The sequence below is a fragment of the Microbacterium sp. NPDC057944 genome (genome assembly GCF_042887445.1).
GTDB lineage: Bacteria > Actinomycetota > Actinomycetes > Actinomycetales > Microbacteriaceae > Microbacterium > Microbacterium natoriense.
Genome location: NZ_JBHVPJ010000001.1, coordinates 1,533,432 through 1,556,985 on the forward strand (window position 1 = coordinate 1,533,432; position 23,554 = coordinate 1,556,985).

General features: G+C 71.4%; 18 protein-coding genes. 13 read left to right on the forward strand and 5 right to left on the reverse strand.

Features of this window, described 5'->3' with window-relative positions:
• Positions 1-4: 4 nt before the first annotated feature.
• Positions 5-2,638: a hypothetical protein gene (locus ACFVRO_RS06920; RefSeq protein ID WP_386950704.1), complete on the forward strand. Its 2,634-nt coding sequence runs from the start codon at positions 5-7 to the stop codon at positions 2,636-2,638.
• Between the two features lie 30 nt (positions 2,639-2,668).
• Here the strand turns inward: ACFVRO_RS06920 and ACFVRO_RS06925 are convergent, their stop codons facing one another.
• Positions 2,669-3,193 carry a GNAT family N-acetyltransferase gene (locus tag ACFVRO_RS06925; protein WP_386950707.1) on the reverse strand — a complete coding sequence of 175 codons (525 nt, stop codon included), beginning with the start codon at positions 3,191-3,193 and terminating at the stop codon, positions 2,669-2,671.
• Between the two features lie 100 nt (positions 3,194-3,293).
• Between ACFVRO_RS06925 and ACFVRO_RS06930 the strand changes: the two genes are divergently transcribed.
• Genes ACFVRO_RS06930 through ACFVRO_RS06940 form a run of 3 tightly spaced genes read left to right on the forward strand, consistent with a single transcriptional unit; the run spans position 3,294 to position 6,666 of the window.
• Positions 3,294-4,427 (forward strand): ROK family protein, encoded by a 1,134-nt coding sequence (locus ACFVRO_RS06930; protein WP_386950709.1) that lies wholly within the window; start codon positions 3,294-3,296, stop codon positions 4,425-4,427.
• Complete coding sequence (locus ACFVRO_RS06935) at positions 4,424-5,347, forward strand: polysaccharide deacetylase family protein (protein WP_386950712.1); 924 nt, start codon at positions 4,424-4,426, stop codon at positions 5,345-5,347. The genes ACFVRO_RS06930 and ACFVRO_RS06935 overlap by 4 nt, the downstream gene beginning before the upstream one ends.
• Entirely contained in the window at positions 5,344-6,666 is a 1,323-nt protein-coding gene (locus ACFVRO_RS06940) for an MFS transporter (protein WP_386950715.1), read from the forward strand. The genes ACFVRO_RS06935 and ACFVRO_RS06940 overlap by 4 nt, the downstream gene beginning before the upstream one ends.
• Positions 6,667-6,790: 124 nt before the next feature.
• Here ACFVRO_RS06940 and galE read toward each other — a convergent pair whose 3' ends face one another.
• The 3 genes from galE to galT form a co-directional block, all read right to left on the reverse strand.
• Positions 6,791-7,768 (reverse strand): UDP-glucose 4-epimerase GalE, encoded by a 978-nt coding sequence (gene galE / locus ACFVRO_RS06945; RefSeq protein ID WP_386950717.1) that lies wholly within the window; start codon positions 7,766-7,768, stop codon positions 6,791-6,793.
• Between the two features lie 70 nt (positions 7,769-7,838).
• Positions 7,839-9,026 (reverse strand): galactokinase, encoded by a 1,188-nt coding sequence (gene galK, locus ACFVRO_RS06950; RefSeq protein ID WP_386950720.1) that lies wholly within the window; start codon positions 9,024-9,026, stop codon positions 7,839-7,841.
• Positions 9,023-10,207, reverse strand: a complete 1,185-nt coding sequence (gene galT / locus ACFVRO_RS06955; RefSeq protein ID WP_223585848.1) for a galactose-1-phosphate uridylyltransferase — start codon at positions 10,205-10,207, stop codon at positions 9,023-9,025. The genes galK and galT overlap by 4 nt, the downstream gene beginning before the upstream one ends.
• A 137-nt stretch (positions 10,208-10,344) precedes the next feature.
• Between galT and ACFVRO_RS06960 the strand changes: the two genes are divergently transcribed.
• From ACFVRO_RS06960 to ACFVRO_RS06990, 7 genes are all read left to right on the forward strand, one after another.
• Entirely contained in the window at positions 10,345-11,295 is a 951-nt protein-coding gene (locus tag ACFVRO_RS06960; protein WP_386951612.1) for a LacI family DNA-binding transcriptional regulator, read from the forward strand.
• Positions 11,296-11,526: 231 nt separating this feature from the next.
• Positions 11,527-12,687 (forward strand): Gfo/Idh/MocA family protein, encoded by a 1,161-nt coding sequence (locus tag ACFVRO_RS06965; protein ID WP_386950723.1) that lies wholly within the window; start codon positions 11,527-11,529, stop codon positions 12,685-12,687.
• Positions 12,687-13,955, forward strand: coding sequence for a dihydrodipicolinate synthase family protein (locus ACFVRO_RS06970; RefSeq protein ID WP_386950726.1), 1,269 nt, complete (start codon positions 12,687-12,689; stop codon positions 13,953-13,955). Before ACFVRO_RS06965 ends, ACFVRO_RS06970 begins: the two co-directional genes overlap by 1 nt.
• Positions 13,956-14,065: 110 nt before the next feature.
• Positions 14,066-14,911 carry a sugar phosphate isomerase/epimerase family protein gene (locus ACFVRO_RS06975; protein WP_386950728.1) on the forward strand — a complete coding sequence of 282 codons (846 nt, stop codon included), beginning with the start codon at positions 14,066-14,068 and terminating at the stop codon, positions 14,909-14,911.
• Between the two features lie 112 nt (positions 14,912-15,023).
• Positions 15,024-15,782 carry a sugar phosphate isomerase/epimerase family protein gene (locus tag ACFVRO_RS06980; RefSeq protein WP_386950730.1) on the forward strand — a complete coding sequence of 253 codons (759 nt, stop codon included), beginning with the start codon at positions 15,024-15,026 and terminating at the stop codon, positions 15,780-15,782.
• Positions 15,783-16,043: 261 nt separating this feature from the next.
• Positions 16,044-17,621 carry a discoidin domain-containing protein gene (locus ACFVRO_RS06985; protein WP_386950733.1) on the forward strand — a complete coding sequence of 526 codons (1,578 nt, stop codon included), beginning with the start codon at positions 16,044-16,046 and terminating at the stop codon, positions 17,619-17,621.
• A gap of 36 nt (positions 17,622-17,657) precedes the next feature.
• Positions 17,658-19,595, forward strand: a complete 1,938-nt coding sequence (locus ACFVRO_RS06990; protein WP_386950736.1) for a chondroitinase-B domain-containing protein — start codon at positions 17,658-17,660, stop codon at positions 19,593-19,595.
• 111 nt (positions 19,596-19,706) lie between these two features.
• Here ACFVRO_RS06990 and uxaC read toward each other — a convergent pair whose 3' ends face one another.
• Positions 19,707-21,119: a glucuronate isomerase gene (gene uxaC / locus ACFVRO_RS06995; protein WP_386950739.1), complete on the reverse strand. Its 1,413-nt coding sequence runs from the start codon at positions 21,117-21,119 to the stop codon at positions 19,707-19,709.
• Positions 21,120-21,256: 137 nt separating this feature from the next.
• On the opposite strand from uxaC, the gene ACFVRO_RS07000 reads away from it, so the two are divergent.
• The gene (locus ACFVRO_RS07000) at positions 21,257-22,504 is read left to right on the forward strand and encodes a mannitol dehydrogenase family protein (RefSeq protein WP_386950741.1); all 1,248 of its coding nucleotides are present in this window, start codon (positions 21,257-21,259) and stop codon (positions 22,502-22,504) included.
• Between the two features lie 2 nt (positions 22,505-22,506).
• Positions 22,507-23,547 (forward strand): LacI family DNA-binding transcriptional regulator, encoded by a 1,041-nt coding sequence (locus ACFVRO_RS07005; protein ID WP_386950744.1) that lies wholly within the window; start codon positions 22,507-22,509, stop codon positions 23,545-23,547.
• Positions 23,548-23,554: the final 7 nt, after the last annotated feature.

Consider the following 23,554-nt stretch of genomic DNA (forward strand, 5'->3'; position numbering starts at 1 on the left):
CGACATGGGGATCTTCAGCCTGCTCGAAGAGGCGCGAGCACGCATCGACGAGGGCGAGCAGGGGGCGGCGCGCGCCCTGCTGATCGAAGGGCTCGCAGGGGCGACATCGGCGACCGGCGCCGACGAGGCGTGCGCTCTCGCCGAGGCGACGGGACTGCTCATCGGACTCGACGTGGAGATCGAGCAGCCGGAGACGATCGATCGCCACCTGGAACGCCTGGCCGCTCTCACCGATGGCGTCGACGACGAGCGCACGGCGGAGGCGCTGGCGTACGCGGAGCTCCCGCGGATCGAGTTCGTGCACGGTCTGAACGACGTCGATCCGGTGCTGCACGTGGAGGTGCTCCAGCGCGCCGTCGCCCTCGACGCCCGCTGGCGCGACTCCCCGCATGCGGGCGTCCGGCGGGCAGCCGCCGAGGCCGCACTCACCGCGCAGATGATCCGCAAGTGGCTGGGGCAGTCGCCCTCCTCCATCGCCGTGGCTCTCGACGAGCTCGCCCTCCGCCTCGGCGGAGAAGCCGACCAGCGGTCGGCGACGATCAGGCTCGATGCGATGTTCACCGCCTCGCGGCTGCGCGTCGAGAACGACCTCGACCTCTCCGGTGTTCCCGAGGTGCTCGATCTGGTCGTACGGGAGGCGCGCTCCGGTCCCGGTTCCGCGGGATTCGCCCTCGACGCCGCGCTGCTCCTCGCCGACATCGCGATCGCCGAGGGCGCTCCGGCGCTCGATGCCGTCGCCCCCCTGAGGCGGCTGCTGGCAGACGGGCTCGGCGAACCAGGTGTGCAGCGCGCGCGGCGCGAGACCCGGCACCTGGGGGAGATCCTCGATCGTCTCGACGGAGCGGATCGGGATGCCGTCGCCGCCGAGGAGTGGTCTGCTCTCCTCGGGCGGTACGCGACGGACGCCGATGCCGATGCGCGCTCCCTCGTCCTCTCCGATCTTCTTCGCCACGTCGGCCCCACCGCGTACGCGACGGCATCCGGTCTTGCGCTGCTGCGCGAGGCCGACCGGGTGTTCCGGTCAGACGACGATCCGCGGTCGGCCCTCGCCCGGTTCGGCGTCGCGGCGGGCATCGCGAGCGTGCTCGGCCATCCCGATGGGGCGACGGCGGCGCGCGAGTCCTCGTCTCCGGAGCGGGATCCCGCGGCGGCCGTGGCCGCGTCCCTCGCCGTGGAGGAGCGGTTCGCCGCCTTCTGGGACGACGTCGAGACGGTGCCGATGATGGCCGCGCTGCTCCTCGACAGGGCGCTCCGGCAGTCCGATCTCGGGAGGCGGGACGACGCGCTGTCGACGCTCGCCCGACTCTCCGCGAACGTGCGGGCGACGGGGCACGACATCGCCAGGTCGGAGCGCGTGCAGGCGGGGTACTGGGAGAGCAGGTTCCTCCGTGAGGCCGGAGGGCAGGACGCATCCCGGAAGACGATCGACGAGGTTCTCGCCGCGTTCTCCGCGGACCCGTCCGGCGACGTGCGCCTGTGGGCGGCCAACGCGCTGTGGTCGGCGTGGCGCTCCGACCTCACAGGGCAGACCGAATCGAGGGAGCTGCGGCGCCTCTTCGCCGAACGATTCGCCGACGACCCCGACGTGAGGATCCGCCGACTCGATGCGACCAGGATGCTCGGCGACGCGGTGGAGTCGCATGAGCAGGGGAGCACGGGCGCGGCGATCGATCTGCTCCGCGCGCTCGACGCCCGCTTCGGCGACGTCGAGGACGACGACATCCAGGACACGGTCCGCCGCGCCCGCGAGAACCTCCGGATCCTCTCGCTGCTACCGGGGGCGGATGCCGCGTCCGGTGATGCGGCGACCGAACGGTACCGGTCGCTGCGGGACCGTCTCTACGCCGCCGACGAGCTCGCCGAGAAGGGGCGGATCGCCGACGCGGAGGGCCTGTGGAGGGGCATCGTCGAGGAGAGCGCCGGAACAGACGACGTCGATGTCGCGATGCTGCGGCTCGCGGCGCTGGACGCCTGGGCGGGCTGGCTCCAGGACGCCAAGTACTGGGAGCAGGTCGCGACGCTGGCGCGCCAGGCGACCGTCATCCGGGCAGGGAGCGACCTCCGCGCCGAGCGCGTGCAGGCCCGCGCGTACCTCCGGCTGGGCATGGCGCTCGGAGCTCTCGGGGACCCTCGCGGGGCGATCGCGGCATACGAGGCGCTCGATGCGCTCGCCGAGGGGGCGACAGACGGAGAGCTGGCGACGACGCGCCAGCAGGGCGTCTACAACAGCGCCATCATGATCGACGAGAGCGGCGACGTCGCCGGCGCTCTCGCCGCCTACGAGCACGTCGTCGCCGTGCACGGGCAGTCGATCGACACGGCATCCGGTCGGCTCCGCTGCGCGAAGGCGCTCCGGAACCAGGCGATCCTCTTCGGAGGACTCGCGCGCACGGCGGAGGCCGCCGGAGCGCACCGCCGGGTGCTCGACATCGGTGCGGGCACCGCCGACGCAGACCTGATGGTGCGCGTCAGGGCGTCGGCGTTCGATCTCGCCGCGTGCTTCGCGGCGCTCGGCGATCACGCCTCGGAGGCCGCGACCTACGCCTGGATCCGCTCTGCCCCGCACCTCGGCCTCTCCGCGGCGGAGGCCCGTTCCGCGGCGCGTGCGGAGAAGGCCGCGCGGCGACGAGCGCGCTGACGCCGTCCGTCTGACGCCGGCGTCGTCCGCTCAGCGCAGCGGGTCTTTCACGCGGCGGTGCTCCGCGAACGACGCGTACGGACGTTCGTCGACCTTGGTCGCGCCGTCGGCGATCCAGCCGTGCGCCGCGTAGAAGGCGTCTGCCCTGTCGTTGCCGTCGAGCACCCACAGGTAGGCGCGGGTGTGCCCGGCATCCGCGATGACCTTCTCCGCGGCGGTGAGCAGGGCGTGGCCGACGCCGGTCGACCATGCGGAGGGGTCGGCGTAGATGCCGTACACCTCGCCGTCGGCCAGCCCGTCGCCGTCGCGCCCCGAGCCGAACGATGTCCAGCCGATGACGGCGCCGTCGCGGACAGCGACGAGGATGCCGAGGCCGGTCGGCAGCGGTTCGGCGACGAAGCGCCGCCACCCCGCCGCACGCTCCTCGATGGAGAGGCCGTCGAGGAGCTCCTGCGGCATGAGTCCTCGGTACGCGACCTGCCAGGAGCGCACGTGCACGGCGGCGACCTCGTCGGCGTCGTCGATCTGAGCCTCGCGGATCACCAGCTGCGTCATCCGTCCACCCTAAGGGAGGCGGATCGGGCACGTGCAACACCCGTCGACAAGTACGACGCGATGTGTCAGGCTGATCGAAGTCGACTCCCGGGGGATCACCATGGCCAGGCCGATCGCAGGTCCGCAGTCTCTGCTCCGCACGCTCAACGGGCGGGCGATCCTCGAGACCCTCGGGCGCAGGGGGCCGCAGACCCGCGCCGAGCTCATGGCCGCGACCGGCCTCTCGCGCACCGCCGTCACCCAGGTGCTGCGGATGCTCGAGGGCGCGGGCGCCGTCGTCCCCGCCGGCGTCGACCGTGAGACCAGGGGGCCCGCGGCGAGCAGGGTGGCGCTGCATCCCCGACTCGGCGTGGCCGCCGCCGTCCACGTCGACCACCATGCCGCGCACGTCGCGCTCGTCGACCCGATGGGCGTCGTCAGAGCGGAGCAGCACGCGCCCTTCCCGCTCCGCGGCGACCGGGTCGAGCACATCACGGGCCTCATCGACGAGTGCCTGCTGGCGGTGCAGGCGCCGCTGCGCCTCGTCGTCGTCGGAGTGCCCGGCATCGTCACGGCCGACGGCGGCATCCGCGACGACCAGGGCCCAGACGGCGGCGCGTTCAAGGCGGCCCTGATCTCCCGGCTCGACTGTCCCGTGCGCGTGGAGAACGACGTCAACCTCGCCGCTCTGGCCGAGCTCACCTCGGGAGCGGGCGCCGAGCTCTCCAGCTTCGCGCTGCTGCTGCTCGACGACGGCCTCGGCGGGGGCATCGTGATCGACGGCATGCTGCACAGAGGCTTCTCCGGTGTCGCGGGAGAGGTCATGTACCTGCCGCAGACCCCGCTGCCGATCGGCGCGCCCGTGCTGGGCGACGCGGTCGTGGGTGACCTGGCGCTGACGAACGGGCGCGACCCCTCGCTCACGCTCGACCAGCACCTCGACGCGGCGGCCGCCGGTGATGAGGCCGCGCTCGCGATGGCCGCCGAGATGGGGCGGCGCATCACCCTCGTCGCGGGCAGCGTCGCCCTCGTGCTCGACCCCGAGGCGTTCGTGCTGAGCGGATCGGCGGCGCACCCCGTGCTCGTCGACGCCGTGCAGTCCGTGGCCGACGCCTACGCCGCGCAGCTGCCCATGCGCTTCCTGGTCTCGTCGTTCGGGCCGGAGGCGCCGCTGGTCGGCGCGATCGGCGAGGCGGCATCCGCCCTCCGCACCACCGTGTTCAGCAGCGTCCTCCCCGACAGGAGCAGTCGATGATCTCCGACCTCGCCGATCGGCTCGGCCTCGCCCCCGGAGCACGGGCGATCATCCTCAACGCCGACGACTTCGGCATGTGCCACGCGGCGAACCTCGCGATCACCGAGCTGCTGGATGCCGGGCGCATCGACTCCACGACGGTGATGGTGCCGTGCCCGTGGTCGCCGGAGGCGCTGGCGTTCGCGGCATCCCGCACCGACCTCGACGTGGGCGTGCACCTCGTGCTGACCAGCGAGTGGACCCGGTACCGCTGGCGGCCGCTCACCGGCGTGGGCACGACGCTCGTCGACGCCGACGGGTTCTTCCCCTCGGAGGTGCGGCCGGTCGAGGAGAACGCGGCCGAAGACGACGTCGCCGCCGAGATCGCCGCGCAGCTGCAGACCGCGCTCGACGCCGGGGTCGACGTCACCCACCTCGACAACCACATGGGCTCGGTCTACGGACTCCTCACCGGCCGCGACTTCCTCGCACCGGTGTTCGCGCTCGCCGCACGCCACGGTCTGCCCTTCCGGCTGCCGCGCAGCATGGACGGCGCAGACGCGGACGTCGAGCTGCAGCGCACCCTCGACCGGGCGGCCGCTGCGGCGGACTCCCTCGGCGTCGAGATCATCGACCGGCTCTGGTCGCACCCCTTCGAGATCGTCGGCGAGGGCACGGATGCCGAGGAGGGGTACGAGCAGGTGCGCGACGGCTTCATCGCGCTGCTGCGCGCCGTCCCCGCCGGAGTCACCGAGATCTACCTGCATCCGATGATCGACGACGCGGAGCTCAGGGCGGCGGTCGACTTCGCCGCCGCCAAGCGCGGGTACGAGCACCGGCTGCTCGCCGACCCCGCTGTGCTGCAGGCGATCGAGGACGAGGGTCTCGTGCGCATCGGCTGGCGCGCGCTGCGTGAGCTGCAGCGAAGTGCGGCGCGGTGACCCTGTTCGGCGCGCTCCGCGACCGCCGCATCGACGCGGCGCCGCCGCGCGCCCAGACGATCGCCTTCGGCGCCTCCGGGTTCCCGACCCAGCTGATGGCGCAGACCTTCTCGGCCTTCGTCGTCTACTTCTACGTCACGCACCTGGGCGTGCCGCCGGGATGGGTCGCCGCGGCCATGATCGCCCACGGCATCCTCAACGCCGTGCTCAACCCCGTCGTGGGTGCGCTGTCCGACCGGATCCGCACGCCGTGGGGGCGCCGGGTGCCCTGGATCGGACTCGGCATCGTGCCGCTGGTCGTGGCCTTCGCGCTGGTGTGGATGCCGCCTGAGCTCCCCGTCCCCGGGCTGATCGCCTGGTTCCTCGTGGTCGTCGCGGTGTACGACATCGCCTTCGTCGTGGTCGTGCTCAACATCTCCGCCCTGTTCCCCGAGATCTTCCGCACCACGGAGGAGCGCGCCCGCGGCAACGTCCCGCGGCAGATCTTCGCGATCCTCGGCATGGTGCTGGGCACCGCAGGAGCCCCGGCGCTGTACGGCTCGCTGGGCTGGCCTGGCATGGCGCTCGTGCTCGGCGGGGTCTGCCTCGTCCTCCTCGTGTGGTCGTTCCTCGGCGGCATGGTCGAGCGCACCGTGCCGGAGGCGGCGTCCGAGGCCATGACCTGGCGGCGCCAGCTGACGCTCACCTTCGCCAACCGCGCTTTCGTGCCGTACGTGCTCGGGTCGCTGTGCGTGCAGACGTCGATCGCGATCATCCTCGCCGCGCTCCCGTTCTACGTGCGGTACTCGCTGCACGCGGCGGAAGGGGAGGGCAGCGTGCTGCTCGGCGCCATCTTCGTGACGGCCATCCCGTCGATCGTGCTGTGGAGCGCGGTCGTGCGGCGCACCTCGCCGCGTACGGCGCTGCTGTGGAGCGTCGGCGTCTTCGGCGTCGCCGTGCTCGGCTACCTGCTCCCGACCTCGGTGCTCGCCGCGGCTCTCGTCGGCATCGCGGTGGGGGTCGGCATCGGTGGCCTCCTCCAGCTGCTCGAGGTGATGCTGGCGCAGATCATCGACGACGACGCCGTGCGCACGGGGCATCGGCGCGAGGGCGCGTACTTCGGGGTGAACGGGTTCGTCGTGCGCGGGGCCGTGGTGGTGCAGGCGATCGTCGCCGCCGTCGTGCTGACGGCATCCGGGTTCGACGCGACGCTGGGCGACAGCCAGCCGGATGCCGTGGACGGCGGCATCCGCGTGATGGTCGCGGTGATCCCGCTCGTCTTCACAGCCCTGGCCTGGGTGTGCTTCTGGTTCTACCCGATCCGCACCCGCGACCTCTGACCCTTCCGAGCACCCTGAGGGCGTCGCCCGAGCGCGACACGAGGCGGAGGGATCGCCCGTCCGGGCGAATCGGGGAAGGGGTACCCGTTCTTCGCCCGGACGGGCGATCCCGGAGCCGTACCGATCACACTGCCGCGCGACGAGCCTCCCAGCCGGTGCGGACCATCTCGTCGACCGTGTAGCGCATCCGCCAGTCGAGGTCGCGGGCGGCGAGCTCGCCGGTCGCGACGATGCGGTCGGGGTCGCCGGGGCGCCGGGGGCCGACCTCGGGGGTGAAGTCGATGCCGGTCACGCGAGCCACGGCATCCATGATCTGCGTCACGCTGAGGCCGTCACCCGAGCCCAGGTTGTAGGCGGGCTCGATCGACTCGCCCGCCGACAGGCGTCGCGCGGCGGCGACGTGCGCGGCGGCGATGTCGCCCACGTGCACGTAGTCGCGCACGTTCGTGCCGTCGGGGGTGGCGTAGTCGTCTCCGAAGATCTTCGGGGTCCTGCCCGCGATCAGCGCCTCGAACACGATAGGGAAGAGGTTGTGCGGACTCACGTCGTAGACCGTGGGGTCGGCCGAGCCGACGACGTTGAAGTAGCGCAGCGATGTGTGCCGGAGCGGATGCGCGGAGTCGGCGGTCGCGGTGGCCTGGTCGCGCAGCAGCCATTCGCCGATGAGCTTCGACTCGCCGTAGGGGTTGGCCGGCCGCTTCGCCGTGTCTTCGACGACCAGATCGACGTCGGGGGTGCCGAACACCGCGGCCGACGACGAGAACACGATGTTCGCGACACCCGCGGCGGCCATCGCCTCCAGCACCACGCGCGTGCCCTCGACGTTCTGCGCGTAGGTGTGCAGCGGACGCTGCACCGAGACGCCCGCGTACTTGAAGCCGGCGACGTGGATCACTCCCTCGGCGTCGTGCTCACGCAGCGTGCGCTCGACGAGGTCCCGATCGAGGATGCTGCCGCGGACGAACGGCACGCCCTCCGGCACGAACGACGCGACCCCGCTGGAGAGGTCATCGATCACGACCGGAGCGAGCCCGGCATCCGACAGTGCCCGCACGACGTGCGATCCGATGTAGCCGGCGCCGCCGGTGACGATCCAGGACATGGTTCTCCTTCAGGGTCGGGTGCTCAGTATTCCAGGGCGACCTGCGTGCTCGCCGCACGGGCGCACGTCCTCAGGCGTCGCGACCGGCGCCGGCGGACGGCACGACGGTGAACAGGTGGGGCGCGGAGAACCCGGATGCCGCGAACGCGGAGGCCACGGCGTCCGACACGTCCGCGACGGCGTCGGCCTCGATCAGCGCGATCGCGGCTCCGCCGAAGCCGCCGCCCGTCATCCGTGCGCCGAGCGCCCCGGCGGCGAGGGCCGCCTCGACCGCCGTGTCGAGCTCGGGAACCGAGATCTCGAAGTCGTCGCGCATCGAGGCGTGCGAGGCGACGAGCAGGTCGCCGATCGCCCTGGCGCCGGACTCGCGCAGCACGCGGACGGTGTCGAGCACACGCTGGTTCTCGGTCACGACGTGGCGCACGCGGCGGAACGTGACGTCGTCCATGAGCGCCTCGGCCCTGGGCAGGTCGGCGACCGTCACGTCGCGCAGCGAGGGGACGCCCATGATCGCGGCCCCGCGCTCGCAGGCAGCACGGCGCTCTCCATAGCCTCCGGTGGAGTGCGCGTGCTTCACGCGGGTGTCCATGACGAGGATCGCGAGACCGGCCTCGGCCACGCCGAGCGGCACGAGCTGCGCCTCCAGCGAGCGGCAGTCGAGGAAGGTCGCGGCATCCGGCTCGCCGAGCATGGATGCCATCTGGTCCATGATCCCGGTGGGCGCTCCCACGGCCTCGTTCTCGGCCCTGCGGCCCACGCGGGCGAGGGCGACCCGGTCGAGGCCGGCTCCCCACAGGTCGTTCAGGGCGGATGCCGTGGCGCCCTCGATCGCAGCGGACGAGGAGAGCCCGGCGCCGACGGGGACGTCGGAGGCGATCGCGATGTCGACGCCCGATCCCGCGACGGACGCGGCCTGAGCCAGAGCCCAGGCGACCCCCAGCGGGTAGGCCGCCCACTCCGGGACGGCGGGCTCCGCGCCGGCCGCCGTCGGGAACAGGCCGTCGAGCTCGTCGAGGGCGACCTCGACCGGCTCCGCGGCGAACGTCGAGGCGACACGCACACGGCCGACACCGTCCTCGCGTCGACCGACGGCCGCGACCGTGCGGTGCGGGATCGCGAAGGGCAGCACGAATCCGTCGTTGTAGTCGGTGTGCTCGCCGATGAGGTTCACCCGGCCGGGAGCCGACCAGAGGCCCTCGGGCTCGCGGCCGGTGAGCTCGAGGAACAGCGCCGTCGCGGCATCCTGGGTGGTGGTCATGCGGACGCCTCCTCTGCGCGGGCGATGGCTTCGCGGATGCGGGCGGCGCCCTGCTCGGGTGCGACCTCGGCGGCCCATGCCCACATGGCGGCCTCGGATCCGGCGAGGAACTTGAGCTTGTCGGCGGCGCGGCGAGGACTGGTGAGCTGCAGGTGCAGGCGCACGCTGTCGCGGCCGGTGTTGACCGGAGCCTGGTGCCACGCGGCGATGTACGGGGTCGGGGTCTCGTACAGCGCGTCGACGCCGCGGAGCAGACGCAGGTAGAGCGGGGCGAGCTCGTCGCGCTCGGCATCCGTCGTCTCGGCGAAGTCGGGGACGTGACGGTGGGGCATCAGGTGCACCTCCAGCGGCCAGCGGGCGGCGAAGGGCACGAAGGCCGTCCAGTGCTCGCCGCGGAAGACGACCCGCTCCGACGACTGCTCGAACTCGAGGATGCGCTGGAACAGGTCGGGCGCCGTGCGGTCGATGCTCTCCAGCACGCGGGTGGTGCGCGGGGTGACGTAGGGGTAGGCGTAGATCTGGCCGTGCGGGTGGGGCAGGGTCACGCCGATCGCCTCGCCGCGGTTCTCGAAGGGGAAGACCTGCTCGATACCGGGCAGCTGCGACAGAGCGGCGGTGCGGTCGGCCCAGGCCTCGATCACGGTGCGGGCGCGGGTGACGCTCTGGGTGCCGAAGGATCCGGTGTGCTCCGGGCTGAAGCACACGACCTCGCAGCGGCCGACCGAGGTGCGGGTGCGTCCGAGTCCGAGGGCGGCGAGGTCGTCGAGTCCACGCGGAGGGTTGGACGCTCCGGGAGCGTCGCCGGTGGCCTCGGCGAGGGCGGGTCCGAACGCGGGGGACTTGTTCTCGAACACCGCGACGTCGTAGCGCGAGGGGACCTCCGACGGATTGGTCGGAGTCTGCGGCGCCAGCGGGTCGGCGTCGGCGCTCGGCATCATGACGCGGTTCTGGCGGTTCGCGGCGACCGTGATCCAGTCACCGGTGAGCACGTCGAGCCGCATCGTGGCCGTGTCGGGGCGCGGGTCGAGGGTGCGCGCGTCGATCGAGCGCTCCGCGGGGAGCGCGGTGTCGGGGTCGTCGTAGTAGATGAGGTCGCGGCCGTCGGCGAGCGTCGTCGCGCGCTTGGTGACGCCGGCGGAGAGGGTCGCCGTTCGGAACTCCGGAGATTCGTGCGTGTTCACGTAAACATGGTACGTCCGACGGCGTGGTAACGTCAACATTGAGGAGTTGTGAACGGAGGATGCCGGTGACCCGCAGCGAACTCGGACTCCCCGGCGAGCAGATGCCGCGCCGTCGCCCGGCATCGGGGCGGGTGTCGATGGCCCTCGTCGCCGCCCGCGCCGGCGTCTCCGGCCAGACCGTCTCCCGCGTCGTCAACGACAGCCCCCGGGTCGACCCCGCCACGCGCGAGCGCGTCGAGAAGGCGATGGCCGAGCTCGGCTACCGCCCGCACCGTGCCGCCAGGGCTCTGCGCACCGGCCGCTCGCAGACCATCGGCCTCGTCGTCACGACCCTCGCCACCGTCGGCAACTCGCGGATGCTGCAGGCCACAGCCGAGGCCGCGGCGGAGCGCGAATACGCCCTCACGCTCGTCACCGCGTCCGGTGGCGTCGCCGAGGCGTTCGAGCACCTCGCCGAGCAGGAGGTCGACGGTGCGATCGTGCTGAACGAGGCCTCCGCGCAGGTGCCGACCGCTCAGCGTCCCGCCGGACTGCGGCTCGTCGTGGTCGATGCGGCCACCGACGACGGTTTCATCTCCGTGCACAGCGACCACGCCGGAGGCGCGGCACTGGCCGCCGCACGACTCCTTGAGCTCGGGCACCCGATCGTCCACCACCTCGCGGGGCCTGCCGACTCCTTCGCGGCGGCCGAGCGCGAGCGCGGGTGGCGGGACTCCCTCGCCGCGGCCGGGATCGACGCCCCCGAGGTGGTCAGGGGCGACTGGAGCGCCGAGTCGGGATACGTCGCGGGGGCCGCCCTCTCCGCGGCATCCGCCGTCTTCTGCGCGAACGACCAGATGGCGCTGGGGCTGCTGCGCGCGCTCGCCGAGTCGGGGCGCCGTGTGCCGGACGACGTCGCCGTGATCGGCTTCGACGACGTCCCGGATGCCGCGAACTACCGCCCGCCGCTGACGACGATCCGCCAGGACTTCACGGCCCTCGCTCACCGTGCGGTCGCCGCGCTGGTCGCCGACATCGAGGGCGAGGGGCCGGCATCCGGCCCCTCGATCATCCCGACGCTGCTGATCGAGCGCTCCAGCACTCGCTGACCCGGCCGCCGGCCTGCCGCCCTGCCCCCTGCCCGCAGCCCGCAGGATCGATCGAAAACGCGGCCGCGGGTTCGCTGCCGGATGCGTTTCTGACCGATCGTGAGGGAACGGGCAGGCCGGAATGCGCTTTCCTAGAAGGGTTGCGAGAACGCGATGTGGCATGGGATGCTGTCGGAAAGCGCTTACCCGCACTGATGGACGCGCACCCACTTCCCACAGAACGGACCACTGATGTCACAGGCGACCACCCGCGAGATCGGGATCATCATGAACGGCGTCTCCGGGCGCATGGGCTACCGGCAGCACCTGGTGCGCTCGATCCTCGCGATCCGCGAGGAGGGCGGCATCGAGCTGCCGGACGGGAGCCGCATCACCGTGAAGCCGATCCTGGTCGGACGCAACGAGGCGAAGCTCGCCGAGCTCGCCGAGAAGCACGGCATCGAGGACTACACGACCGATCTGGATGCCGCGCTCGCCGACCCGCGGTGGGAGATCTACGCCGACTTCCTCGTGACGAAGGCCAGAGCATCCGCGATCCGCAAGGCCATCGTCGCGGGGAAGGCGATCTACACGGAGAAGCCCACCGCGGAGTCCCTCGACGAAGCGCTCGAACTCGCCCGGCTGGCGAAGACGGCCGGCGTCAAGACCGGCGTCGTGCACGACAAGCTGTACCTCCCCGGCCTGCAGAAGCTCAAGCGCCTCATCGACTCCGGCTTCTTCGGACGCATCCTGTCGGTGCGCGGCGAGTTCGGCTACTGGGTCTTCGAGGGGGACTGGCAGCCCGCCCAGCGCCCGAGCTGGAACTACCGCACCGAAGACGGCGGCGGCATCATCTCCGACATGTTCCCGCACTGGAACTACGTGCTGGAGAACCTGTTCGGCGAGGTCAGGAGCGTGTACGCGCAGGCCGCCGTGCACATCGCCGACCGGTGGGACGAGAAGGGCGAGCACTACACCGCCACCGCCGAGGACGCCGCGTACGGCATCTTCGAGATCGAGGGCGGCATCATCGCCGAGATCAACTCCAGTTGGACCGTGCGCGTGAACCGCGACGAGCTCGTCGAGTTCCAGGTCGACGGCACGCACGGCTCCGCCGTGGTCGGACTGTTCGGCGCGAAGATCCAGCCGCGCAACGCCACGCCGAAGCCGGTGTGGAACCCCGACCTCGAGGACACCCGCGACTACGACGCCGACTGGCAGAAGGTCCCGACCAACGACGTGTTCCTCAACGGCTTCCGCCAGCAGTGGGAGGAGTACCTCGTCTCCTACGTCGAGGGCACTGAGTACCCGTTCGACCTGCTCGCCGGCGCCAAGGGCGTGCAGTTCGCCGAAGCCGGCCTCACCTCCAGTGCCGAGGGTCGCAAGATCGCCATCGAACCGCTGGCGCTCTGATGGCCACCCTGACGCTCCTCGCGCCCGACGGCACGGTGTCGCACGCGGCGCTGAACGACTCCGGAGGCTACGCGCGCCCGGCATCCGCTCTGCGCAGCCGCGTCGCGTACGCCGCGGCGCACGTCGTGCCGAAGGTGCACGCCGACAACACCCCTGGTCGTCCCGCCGACATCGACTGGGACTCCACCCTCGCGTTCCGTCGCAACGTGTACTCGTGGGGTCTCGGCGTCGCCGACGCCATGGACACGGCGCAGCGCAACATGGGACTGGATGCCGCGGCCACCCGCGAGCTCATCGCCCGCAGCGCCGAGGTGGCGCGCGAGGAAGGCGGCTCGGTCGTGGTCGGTGTCAACACCGACCACGTCGACGAGCAGCGCATCTCGCTCGATCGGGTGATCGACGCCTACCGGGAGCAGCTGCACTTCACCGAGGAGCAGGGGGCGGGGCCGGTGCTGATGGCCTCCCGCCACCTCGCGCGCGTGGCCGCGGATGCCGACGACTACCGTCGCGTGTACCGCGCGGTGCTGGAGAGCGCGACCGTCCCGGTGGTGCTGCACTGGCTGGGCACGGCCTTCGATCCGGAGCTCGCGGGCTATTTCGGAGCGGACGACTGGCAGACGGCATCCGCCGTGCTCCTCGACATCATCGCGGAGAACCCCGGCAAGGTCGGGGGAGTGAAGATGAGCCTGCTGAACGCCGAGAGCGAGATCGTCGTGCGCTCGCAGCTGCCCGACGGCGTGCGCATGTTCACCGGCGACGACTTCAACTACGTGGGTCTCATCGGCGGCGATACGGCGCCGGATGCGGGAACGTCGAATTCACGGGACGTCGCCGAGCGCACGGCAAGCTCGCGTGAGGATGCCGTGCACTCGGCGAGAGGACGTGAACTCGGCGGCTCCGAGCGCGGGCACTCCGATGCGCTGCTCGGCGCGTTCGCGGCGATCACCCCGGTCGCGTCGGCGGCGATCCAGGCTCTGGACGCAGGGGATCCGGCGCGCTACCGGGAGATCCTGGGCCCGACGGAAGAGCTCAGTCGGCAGGTCTTCGCCGCGCCGACGTTCTACTACAAGACCGGCGTCGCCTTCCTGTCCTGGCTGAACGGTCACCAGCCCGCGTTCCAGATGGTCGCGGGGCTCCACTCGGCCCGCAGTCTCCCGCACCTCAGCCGCATCGTCGAGCTCGCGAACGCCTCGCTCGCGCTGGAGCATCCGGAGCTCGCGCGAGAGCGCTGGCACGGGATGCTGCGTCTGAACGGAGTCGACGCATGAGCAGTCAGGCCGCAATGTCGGCGGGGAACCCGAATGTCGGTCGACACGGCATCCCTTCGACCGGCATTCGGGATCTGAGCCGACAGAGCGACGGCGCCCCTGACCCTCGCATGTCGATCAATCAGGCCACGATCAAGCACGCCGACCTCGCGACGGCCCTGCGGGTGACGGCGGATGCCGGCATCCAGGCCATCGGACTGTGGCGCGAGCCCGTGAACGAGGTCGGACTCGACGTCGCCGCGCGGATGCTCGCCGACTCGGGTCTGCGGTTCACGACGCACTGCCGCGGTGGGTTCTTCACCCTGCCCGACGGACCGGAGCGCACCGCAGCGCTCGATGACAACCGTCGCGCGATCGAGGAGACCGCGACGCTCGCCGCTGCCGGCGCCGACGGGTCGACGGCCGTGCTCGTGCTCGTGGCCGGCGGTCTTCCCGAGGGCTCACGCGATCTCGTGGGCGCGCGGGAACGAGTGCGTGATGCGATCGGCGTGCTCGCCGACGACGCGAGGGCCGCGGGGGTGACGCTCGCGATCGAGCCGCTGCATCCGATGTACGCGTCTGACCGGGCGGTCGTCTCGACCCTCGGCCAGGCGCTCGACATCGCGGCGGACTTCGAGCCCGCGGTCGTCGGCGCGGCGGTCGACACCTTCCACATCTGGTGGGACCCGCAGGTGCTCGACCAGATCGCCCGCGCAGGGCGGGAGGGCCGCATCGCGACGTACCAGGTGTGCGACTGGAAGACCCCGCTCGCCGCCGATGTGCTGCTGTCACGGCACTACACGGGCGACGGGGTGATCGACTTCGGCTCGCTCACCCGTGCCGTCGTCCAGGCCGGCTATAACCGCGACATCGAGGTCGAGATCTTCAACGCCGACATCTGGGCGGATGCTCCGGATGCCGTCGTGCGCCGCACCGCGGAGACCTTCGCTGCCGCGGTGTCACCGCACCTGGGGTGAGGCCACTCCTCCCTTCGGTCGTTGAGCGAGGGAGCGGAGCGACCGAGACGAAACGGGGTTCCGGCGAGACGAAGCTGCGGCACTGCAGGAGAGAACACGAGAGGATGAGCACATGACCAGGATCCGTGCGGGGCTCTGCTCGGTGACCTTCCGAGCGCTCGGGCCCGAGGAGATCATCGCGCTCGCCGCCGATGCCGGGCTCGAGGCGATCGAGTGGGGCGGCGACGTGCACGTGCCTGCGGGTGACACCGGCCGTGCGCAGCGGGTCGCGCGGGCGACGAGGGATGCCGGCCTCGCGGTGGCGTCGTACGGGGCGTACTTCCGGGCGGGAGCGGGGGAGGACATCACCCCCGTCCTCGACAGCGCGGAGGCTCTCGGCGCCGACCGCGTGCGGATCTGGGCGGGTTCCGTCGACGCCGCAGAAGCGACGGATGCCGAGTGGGCACAGGTCGTCGAGCGGCTGCGGGCCGCGGCATCCGAAGCCGGAGAGTGGGGCATCGAACTGGCGCTGGAGTTCCACTCCGGCACCCTCGCCGCCACCGCGCCGTCGACGCTGCGGCTCCTCGCCGAGGTCGGGAGTCCGCACCTGCGCACCTACTGGCAGCCGACGGTCGCGGCATCGGTCGATGACGCCATCGACGAGTACCGACAGATCGCGGCCCACACGAGCGCCGCCCATGTCTTCTCCTGGTGGCCGGTGAAGGAGCGCCTCCCGCTCCGCGAGCGCGCAGATCTGTGGACGCGCTTCTTCTCCGATGCGCGCGCCGCCGCGCAGCCGCCGCGCGACGCGCTGCTGGAGTTCGTGCCCGGCGATGACCCGTCGCTCCTCGCATCCGAGGCGGCGACGCTGCGCTCCTACCTCGCGGCCTGACGTCGCGCTCACGGCGGGGAAGCGAGTCCCTCGATCCGGCACCTGATGTCGCTGCGCCCGCCGTGTACCGGCGCGAGGTGCCGATTGCGCGTGAGCATTCGTGCTGGCTCGGGAGCGGTTCCGTGTCGTAGAGTGGTGTCGTCCGGCTGGCAAACGTTTGCCAAAAAGACTGGCGTACACCGGCCGACTAATGGTAAGAAGTTTTACGAACGGGGCTGACCGGCTCCGACGGATGCTCTTCCGAACGCGCAGGAGACGACGATGTCACACGCACGATCCACTTCCTTCCGCAGGCGCCTCCTCACGGCCTGCGTCGCCGCCGCGGTCGCGCTGCCACTCGGCTTCGCCACAGCGGCCTCCGCCTCCACGGGCGCCGCATCGCCGGCGGCCTCGGCACCCGTGACCGCGGGCCCCACTCCGGCAACAGCCTCCGCGGCTCAGCCGGCCGCATCCGTCACCGCGGCGACCCTGATCTCGCAGGGGCGTCCGGCCACGGCGTCGTCGGTGGAGACATCGGCATTCCCGGCATCCGCCGCGGTGGACGGGTCGGGAACGACGCGCTGGGCGAGCGTGGAGGGCGTCGACCCGCAGTGGATCCAGATCGACCTGGGCGTCGGGGCGTCCGTATCGCGGGTGCTGCTGAACTGGGAGGCCGCGTACGCGTCGAAGTACCGAGTGCAGATCTCCGCCGACGGGTCGTCGTGGACGACGCTGAAGGACGAGACGGCGGGCGACGGCGGCACCGACGACATCACGGGACTGAACGGCACCGGACGCTATCTGCGCATCCACGGCACCGCCCGCGGCACCTCGTACGGATACTCGCTGTACGAGGTCCAGGTGTACGGCACGGCCGGCACCGGCACGCCGGGCGGCGGCACGATCGTCGACGTCTCCACGGCGGCGCAGCTCACGTCGGCCCTCGCGGTCGCGACCCCCGGCCAGACCATCCGCCTCGCGCCGGGGACCTACCAGGGCAGCTTCGTCGCGACGACGCCGGGCACGGCATCCGCTCCCATCACGCTCACCGGTCCGCGCACGGCCGTCATCACGAACGACGGCCCCAGCGGCACCCTGAACGGATGCCCGCACCCCGGCGACGGCTGGGACTCCGGATACGGTCTCTGGCTGTACGGCGCCTCCTACTGGAACGTCTCGGGCCTCACCGTCGCCGACGCGAAGAAGGGCATCGTGCTCGACACGGCGACCCACGTCACGATCGACGGGGTGCTCGTGCGCGACATCGACGACGAGGGAGTGCACTTCCGGAAGTCCTCCGCCGACGGCGTCATCAGGAACTCGCAGATCATGCGCACCGGACTCGCCCAGCCCGGGTACGGCGAGGGCCTCTACCTCGGCTCCGCGAACTCCAACTTCACCTGCTACGCCGATTCGTCCGGGCGCGACCGCTCCGACCGGGTCCAGGTGCTCGACAACGCCTTCGGCCCAGGGATCGCCGCCGAGCACATCGACGTCAAGGAGGGCACCGAGGGCGGTGTCGTCCGCGGCAACACCTTCGACGGCACCGGGCTCTCCGGGCAGAACTCGGCCGACTCCTGGGTCGACGTCAAGGGCAACGGGTACCTCTTCGAGGACAACACCGGAACCTTCTCCTCTCCCGGCGTCTTCGCGAACGGCTACGAGACCCACAATCCGCTCACCGGCTGGGGATGCGGCAACATCTGGCGCGGCAACGACTCCGACCTCGGCGGCGTCGGCCGCTACGCGGTGTTCGTCTCCTCGACCTCGAAGTGCTCAGCCAACCCCAACAAGGTCTACGCCTCGAACACCGTGACAGGCGCCACCTCCGGGCTCACCAACGTCGCGGTCACCCCCTGACCGCGTCTCCCCATCGATGAAGATCGGAAGCTGCATATGAAGACCACCCATCGGGTCATCGCGGTGCTCGCCGCCGCGACCCTGTCGCTGACCTGCGTGCCGGCTGCGGCCGGCGCCGCGGAGATCGCACCCCCGTCCGCCGCACCGGCGTCGCCGGCAGTCCAGGCGGGCCCGCTGACCTCCACCGAGGTCGGCCCGCTCGCCGAGACGCTCATCTCGCAGGGGCGTCCGGCGACGGCATCCTCCGTGGAGACGTCCGCGTTCCCCGCATCCGCCGCTCTGGACGGATCCTCGACCACCCGCTGGGCGAGCCAGGAGGGCGTCGATCCGCAGTGGATCACGGTCGACCTGGGCGCCGGAGCCTCGGTGTCTCGGGTGCTGCTGAACTGGGAGGACGCGTACGCATCGACGTACACGGTGCAGATCTCGGACGACGGCACGACCTGGACCACGCTCAAGAACGAGACGGCGGGCGACGGCGGCACCGATGACATCACAGGGCTCGACGGCACCGGCCGCTACCTGCGGGTGCACGGCACCGCGCGCGGCACCGCCTACGGCTACTCGCTCTGGGAGCTGCAGGTCTACGGCACGCCGGGTACCCCGGGCGGCGGCACCAGCAGCGGTTCGACCACCACGGTCACCTCGATCTCGGCGCTGCAGACCGCCATCAACAACTCCGATCCCGGTGACACGATCGTGCTGAAGAACGGCAGCTACAGCGTCTCCTCCGCGGTGAGCCTCGGATCCGGCGCCTCCGGGACCTCATCCGAGCCGGTGACCATCAAGGCCGAGACCGTCGGCGGAGTGACGCTGACCGGATCATCGAGCTTCTCCTTCTCCGGCGTGCACGACGTCAGCATCCAGGGCTTCAGGTTCACGCAGTCGACGACGATCGACGTGGGCTCGAGCAGCAAGGCGGTGGACTTCATCCGCAACGAGTTCCTCTTCGCCCAGTCGGCCGAGCACAACCTGATCGTCCGCTCGGACGACTCGGAGATCGCGTACAACTGGTTCCACGGCAAGAGCACGATCGGCGTCTACCTCGGCATCGAGGGACCGGGAACGGACACCGTCGCCAAGAACTCCCACATCCACCACAACTACTTCTCCGACCAGACCTTCGCCGGAGCCAACGGCGGCGAGTCGATCAGGCTCGGCACCAGCCCGAAGGCGCTCTCCAGCGGAGGTGCGATCGTGGAGTACAACCTGTTCGAGAACGCGAACGGCGACCCCGAGGCGATCTCGGTCAAGTCCAGCGGGCACACCATCCGCTACAACACGATCCGCGACAGCAAGGGCGGCATCGTGCTGCGCCACGGCAACAACAACAAGGTGCTGTCGAACTACATCCTCAACGGCGAGAACGGCATCCGCATCTACGGCAACGACCACGTGATCATGAACAACTACGTGAGCGGCATCAGCAACGTCGACGGGGCGATCATCGTCGGCTCCGGCACGGTGCGCGACCACTTCGTGGGGGAGAGTGCCGACTCGCGCAAGAAGTACGACGCTCCTGACCGCATCCGCATCGGACTGAACACCGTCGTGAACAACGTCAACGGCCTGGCCGGCGAGACGCACCGCACGGTGGAGCCGCGGAACGTGACGATCGTCGACAACATCTTCCAGGGCAGCACGAACAAGCTCGCCGACGTCCCGCTCATGCAGGACTTCTACTGGCGCGGCAACATCCTGTGGGGGTCGGCCGCCAACGGGAACATCCCCACGGTGGGATACACGCGGGTCAACCCGCAGCTCGCCCAGGATGCCACGGGCGTGTGGAAGATCGGCTCGTCGAGCCCCGCGGTGAACGCGGCGTTCATGACCGACCACGGCACGTGGGTGACGGATGACATCGAGGGCCGTCAGCGTGCGGGCGTCTACGACGTCGGCGCCCACGAGACGACCGGCAACGCGGCGACGCGTGCTCCGCTGACCACCTCCAAGGTCGGCCCGAGCGCCCCGTAGCCCGCGCACACGCGAGCGGCCGTCCCTCTCGAGGGGCGGCCGTTCCGTGTGCGGGGTGTTTCGCCTCGGTCGCTGCCCTCCCTCGCTCGACGACCGGGTGGGGCCGTCGACTCAGCGCGGGATGCGGAACGTGTCGTAGGGGATGCGCTGCACGAGGTCGAGCGCGATCTCCGCGGCATCCGCCTCGGTCAGCCGGTGCGTGGCGACGAGCGACGCGAGGTACGAGGCATCGGCTCTGCGTGCCATGTCGTGACGCGCGGGGATCGAGCAGAACGCCCTCGTGTCGTCGATGAAGCCCGAGGTCTTCGCGAAGCCCGCGCTGTCGGTGATGGCGCGGCGGTAGCGCTCCATCGCGTCGGGGGTGTCGAGGAACCACCACGGGGCGCCGACGTACACGCTCGGGTAGAAGCCGGCGAGGGGGGCGAGCTCGCGCGAGAACGCGGTCTCGTCGACCGTGAACAGCACGAGCCGCAGCGCGGTGCCCGTGCCGAAGTCGTTCAGCGCCTGGCGCAGCGGCTCGGTGTACGTGGTGGGCAGCGGCAGGTCATGACCGGTGTCGGCGCCATGGCGCGCGAGCGTCGGCGCGTGGTGGTTGCGATGCACCCCCGGGTGCAGCTGCATCACCATGCCGTCGTCGGCCGACATCTCGATGAGCCGGTAGAGGATGTCGCGGCGGTAGGCGACGCCCTCCGCGGCGGTCGCACGGCCGCGGAAGCCGGCGACGTGGATGCGCGCGGCCTCGGCGGGGTCGAGCGGAACGGCCCACGCGTCGGCCACCCCCGTGTCGGTCGCGGTGCCGCCGACCGAGCGGAAGTAGGCGCGTCGGGCGCGCAGCGCCGCCAGCATCCCCTCGTAGGTGCCGCAGGGGATGCCGGATGCCGCGGCCAGCCGATCGACGGCGGCGAGCCATCCGGGCGCGGACGGGTCCATCACCCGATCCGCGCGGAACGTGGGCAGCACTCTGCCGTGGAAGCTCGGGTCGGAGGTGAGGGCGCGGTGCGCGGCGAGGTCGTCTGCGGGGTCGTCGGTGGTGGCGAGCACATCGACGCCGAAGCGCTCGAACAGCGCACGGGGGCGGAACTCGTCTTCGCGCAGGAGCTCGGCGACCTCGTCGTAGATCGCGTCCGCCGTGTCGGCGCTCAACCGTGCGGTGACCCCGAAGACTTCGCTGAGCTGGTACTCGAGCCAGTACTGCACGGGCGTCGCCCGGAAGAGACGCCAGTGCGCGGCGAGCACGCGCCAGGCTTCCCGAGGGTCGACAGCGGGCTCGCCGGAGGGCGCCTGCACGCGGCCGAGGGGGATGCCGGCCCCGTGCAGCACGCGGGTGACGTAGTGGTCGCCCGTGATGAGCAGGTCGGTGGGCGAGGCGAACGGCTCGTTCTCGGCGAGCAGGGCGGCGGGGACGTGACCGTGCGGGGAGCAGATCGGGGCGTCGGCGACGGAGGTGTAGAGCTCGCGGGCGATGTCTCGGGTGGCGGGATCGCTGGGGAACAGTCGATCCGGATGCATCTTCGTGGTCGGCATGCTGTCCTTCGGCGGTCGTGCGGGGGATGCGGGGATCCCCTCATCGACGGTACCTGTTCTCCCGTGCGGTTGGCAACCGTTTGCCATAGAATGTCGGAAGTCGACGCCGTCGTCGGCATCCGACCGGAGGAGAACGTATGCCGCACGGGCAGTCAGAGACCGAGGCGCCCACCATCGCGCACCTGGGCGTCGGCGCCTTCCACCGTGCCCATCAGGCCTGGTACACCGACCGCGCGGCTGAGGTCGGGGAGCGCTGGCGGATCGTCGCGTTCACCGGGCGCTCGGCGACCCAGGCCCGCCTCCTCGAGGCGAGAGGCGGCCGGTACACGCTCGTCACCAGGGGCGCGGAGGGCGACGGCTTCAGCGAGGTGCGCAGCATTCGCGCCGTCCACGACGGCGCCGAGAGAGCCCCCTGGGAGCACGCGCTCGCCGCCCCAGAGACGCACATCGTCACCCTCACCGTCACCGAGGCGGGCTACCTGCCCGGCGGCACCGCGTCGACGAGGCTCGCCGGCGGTCTCGCGGCCCGGCGAGCCTCGGGCGCGGGACCGCTCACCGTCATCAGCTGCGACAACCTCGGCGGCAACGGAGACGTCGCCAGGGACGCCGTGTTCGACGCGGCGATGAGGGTCGACCACACCCTCGCCGACTGGATCGACGAGCACGTCGTGTTCCTCTCCTCGATGGTCGATCGCATCACGCCTCGGACGACCGATGCCGACATCGACGAGGTCGAGCGCGCCACCGGCATCCGCGACGAGGGCACGGTCGTCACCGAGCCCTTCTCGGAATGGGTGATCGAAGACGGCTTCGCCGGGCCCCGTCCTGCCTGGGAACGCGTCGGCGTGCGGTTCACGCGCGACCTCGCACCGTATGAGCAGCGCAAGCTGCGGCTGCTCAACGGCGCGCACTCCCTCCTCGCCTACCACGGGCTGCTGCGCGGCATCGGCGACGTGGCCTCCGCCTTCGGTGACCCCGCCCTGCGCGACCTCGTGGAGGAGTACTGGACCGTCGCCGCGGAGAGCTGCGTGCTGCCCCGCGGCGAGGTCGAGGAGGCGATCGCCGCGACGCGCGTCCGGTTCGCCAACCCGCGCATCCGTCACCTGCTCGCGCAGATCGCGACGGACGGCACCCTTAAGCTCCCCGTCCGCATCGTTCCCGTGCTCGACCACGCGCTGCGATCGGGAGCGGATGCCGCGGCCCCGGCATCCGTCATCGCGGCCTGGGCCATCGCCGGCGGCCACTCGCCCGCCGAGATCGACGCGCTCCTGGACGGGGCGGGGGGAACCGCCGCCGCAATGCGCGCGGCGATCGGACGAGAACTCCGTAGGCTGGGAGAAGATCCCGTCGCAGCGGCGACGCGGGTCGAACCAGTGAGGAGCTAGGCATGGCAGACGACATCGCGGTCGGATCGCCCGCCGAGTCGGACGCCGTGCGTGCGTCCGAGAGCGTGACGATCTACGACGTCGCCAAGCTCGCCGGCGTCAATCCGTCGACCGTGTCGCGTGCGCTCAACCGACCCGGTCGCGTGAACGCCGTGACCGAGCGCCGCATCCGCGCGGCGGCCGAGACCCTCAACTACCACGTCAACCCGATGGCACGGGCGCTGCCGACCGGGCGCACCTCGATCGTCGGCCTCGTGGTCTCCGACATCACGAACCCGGTGTTCTTCGACGTCATCCGCGGTGCGGAGGCGGCGGCCACCCGGTCGGGCTACACGCTGGTGCTCACCGAGTCCGAGGAGTCGGACGAGCGCGAGTACGAGCGCGCCCAGCGGATGCTGCGCATGGTCGACGGGATGCTGCTGGCCACCCCGCGCATGTCGGACGAGCAGATCACGGCCCTCGCACGGCAGAAGCCGGTCGCGGTCGTGAACCGCCTCGTCGACGATGTGCTGTCGGTGATCCCCGACGTGCAGCACGGCATCGCCGAGGCCGTCCGTCACCTCCGCGGGCTCGGCCACAGCCGCATCGCGTACGTGCCGGGTCCTCCGCTGTCGTGGATGGCTCGGCGCCGCGGCGAGCTGCTCGCCCAGCGCTGCGAGTGGGCGCACATCGAGCTCGCGACGCTCGACTCCGTCGCACCGACCGTCGCCGGGGGCCGCAGCGCCGCGGTGGCCGTGCGCGACAGCGGCGCCACCGCCGTGATCGCCTACAACGACCTCATCGCCATCGGCCTCATGCAGGAGCTCGTCGAGACCGGCATCCGCATCCCCGCCGACATCAGCGTCGTCGGCTTCGACGACATCTTCGGGGCCGACTTCACCTCGCCGCCGCTCACGACGGTCAAGTCGCCGCTGCGCGAGGGCGGCGACCACGCCATGGCGGCGCTTCTCGGACGCGTGACGGACACCGAGGTCTCGGCCGACGGCTTCGATCTCGCGACCACGCTCGTCGTGCGCGGGTCGACGGGCCCCGCCGCCCGCTGATCCGTCG

Excerpts from the sequence above, each read along its gene's own strand:
- ACFVRO_RS06920 (WP_386950704.1), top strand. The coding sequence starts at position 5 with ATGGGGATCTTCAGCCTGCTCGAAGAGGCGCGAGCACGCATCGACGAG.
- ACFVRO_RS06925 (WP_386950707.1), bottom strand. The coding sequence starts at position 3,193 with ATGACGCAGCTGGTGATCCGCGAGGCTCAGATCGACGACGCCGACGAG.
- ACFVRO_RS06930 (WP_386950709.1), top strand. The coding sequence starts at position 3,294 with ATGGCCAGGCCGATCGCAGGTCCGCAGTCTCTGCTCCGCACGCTCAAC.
- ACFVRO_RS06935 (WP_386950712.1), top strand. The coding sequence starts at position 4,424 with ATGATCTCCGACCTCGCCGATCGGCTCGGCCTCGCCCCCGGAGCACGG.
- galE (WP_386950717.1), bottom strand. The coding sequence starts at position 7,768 with ATGTCCTGGATCGTCACCGGCGGCGCCGGCTACATCGGATCGCACGTC.
- galK (WP_386950720.1), bottom strand. The coding sequence starts at position 9,026 with ATGACCACCACCCAGGATGCCGCGACGGCGCTGTTCCTCGAGCTCACC.
- ACFVRO_RS06960 (WP_386951612.1), top strand. The coding sequence starts at position 10,345 with ATGGCCCTCGTCGCCGCCCGCGCCGGCGTCTCCGGCCAGACCGTCTCC.
- ACFVRO_RS06965 (WP_386950723.1), top strand. The coding sequence starts at position 11,527 with ATGTCACAGGCGACCACCCGCGAGATCGGGATCATCATGAACGGCGTC.
- ACFVRO_RS06970 (WP_386950726.1), top strand. The coding sequence starts at position 12,687 with ATGGCCACCCTGACGCTCCTCGCGCCCGACGGCACGGTGTCGCACGCG.
- ACFVRO_RS06975 (WP_386950728.1), top strand. The coding sequence starts at position 14,066 with ATGTCGATCAATCAGGCCACGATCAAGCACGCCGACCTCGCGACGGCC.
- ACFVRO_RS06980 (WP_386950730.1), top strand. The coding sequence starts at position 15,024 with ATGACCAGGATCCGTGCGGGGCTCTGCTCGGTGACCTTCCGAGCGCTC.
- ACFVRO_RS06985 (WP_386950733.1), top strand. The coding sequence starts at position 16,044 with ATGTCACACGCACGATCCACTTCCTTCCGCAGGCGCCTCCTCACGGCC.
- ACFVRO_RS06990 (WP_386950736.1), top strand. The coding sequence starts at position 17,658 with ATGAAGACCACCCATCGGGTCATCGCGGTGCTCGCCGCCGCGACCCTG.
- uxaC (WP_386950739.1), bottom strand. The coding sequence starts at position 21,119 with ATGCCGACCACGAAGATGCATCCGGATCGACTGTTCCCCAGCGATCCC.
- ACFVRO_RS07000 (WP_386950741.1), top strand. The coding sequence starts at position 21,257 with ATGCCGCACGGGCAGTCAGAGACCGAGGCGCCCACCATCGCGCACCTG.
- ACFVRO_RS07005 (WP_386950744.1), top strand. The coding sequence starts at position 22,507 with ATGGCAGACGACATCGCGGTCGGATCGCCCGCCGAGTCGGACGCCGTG.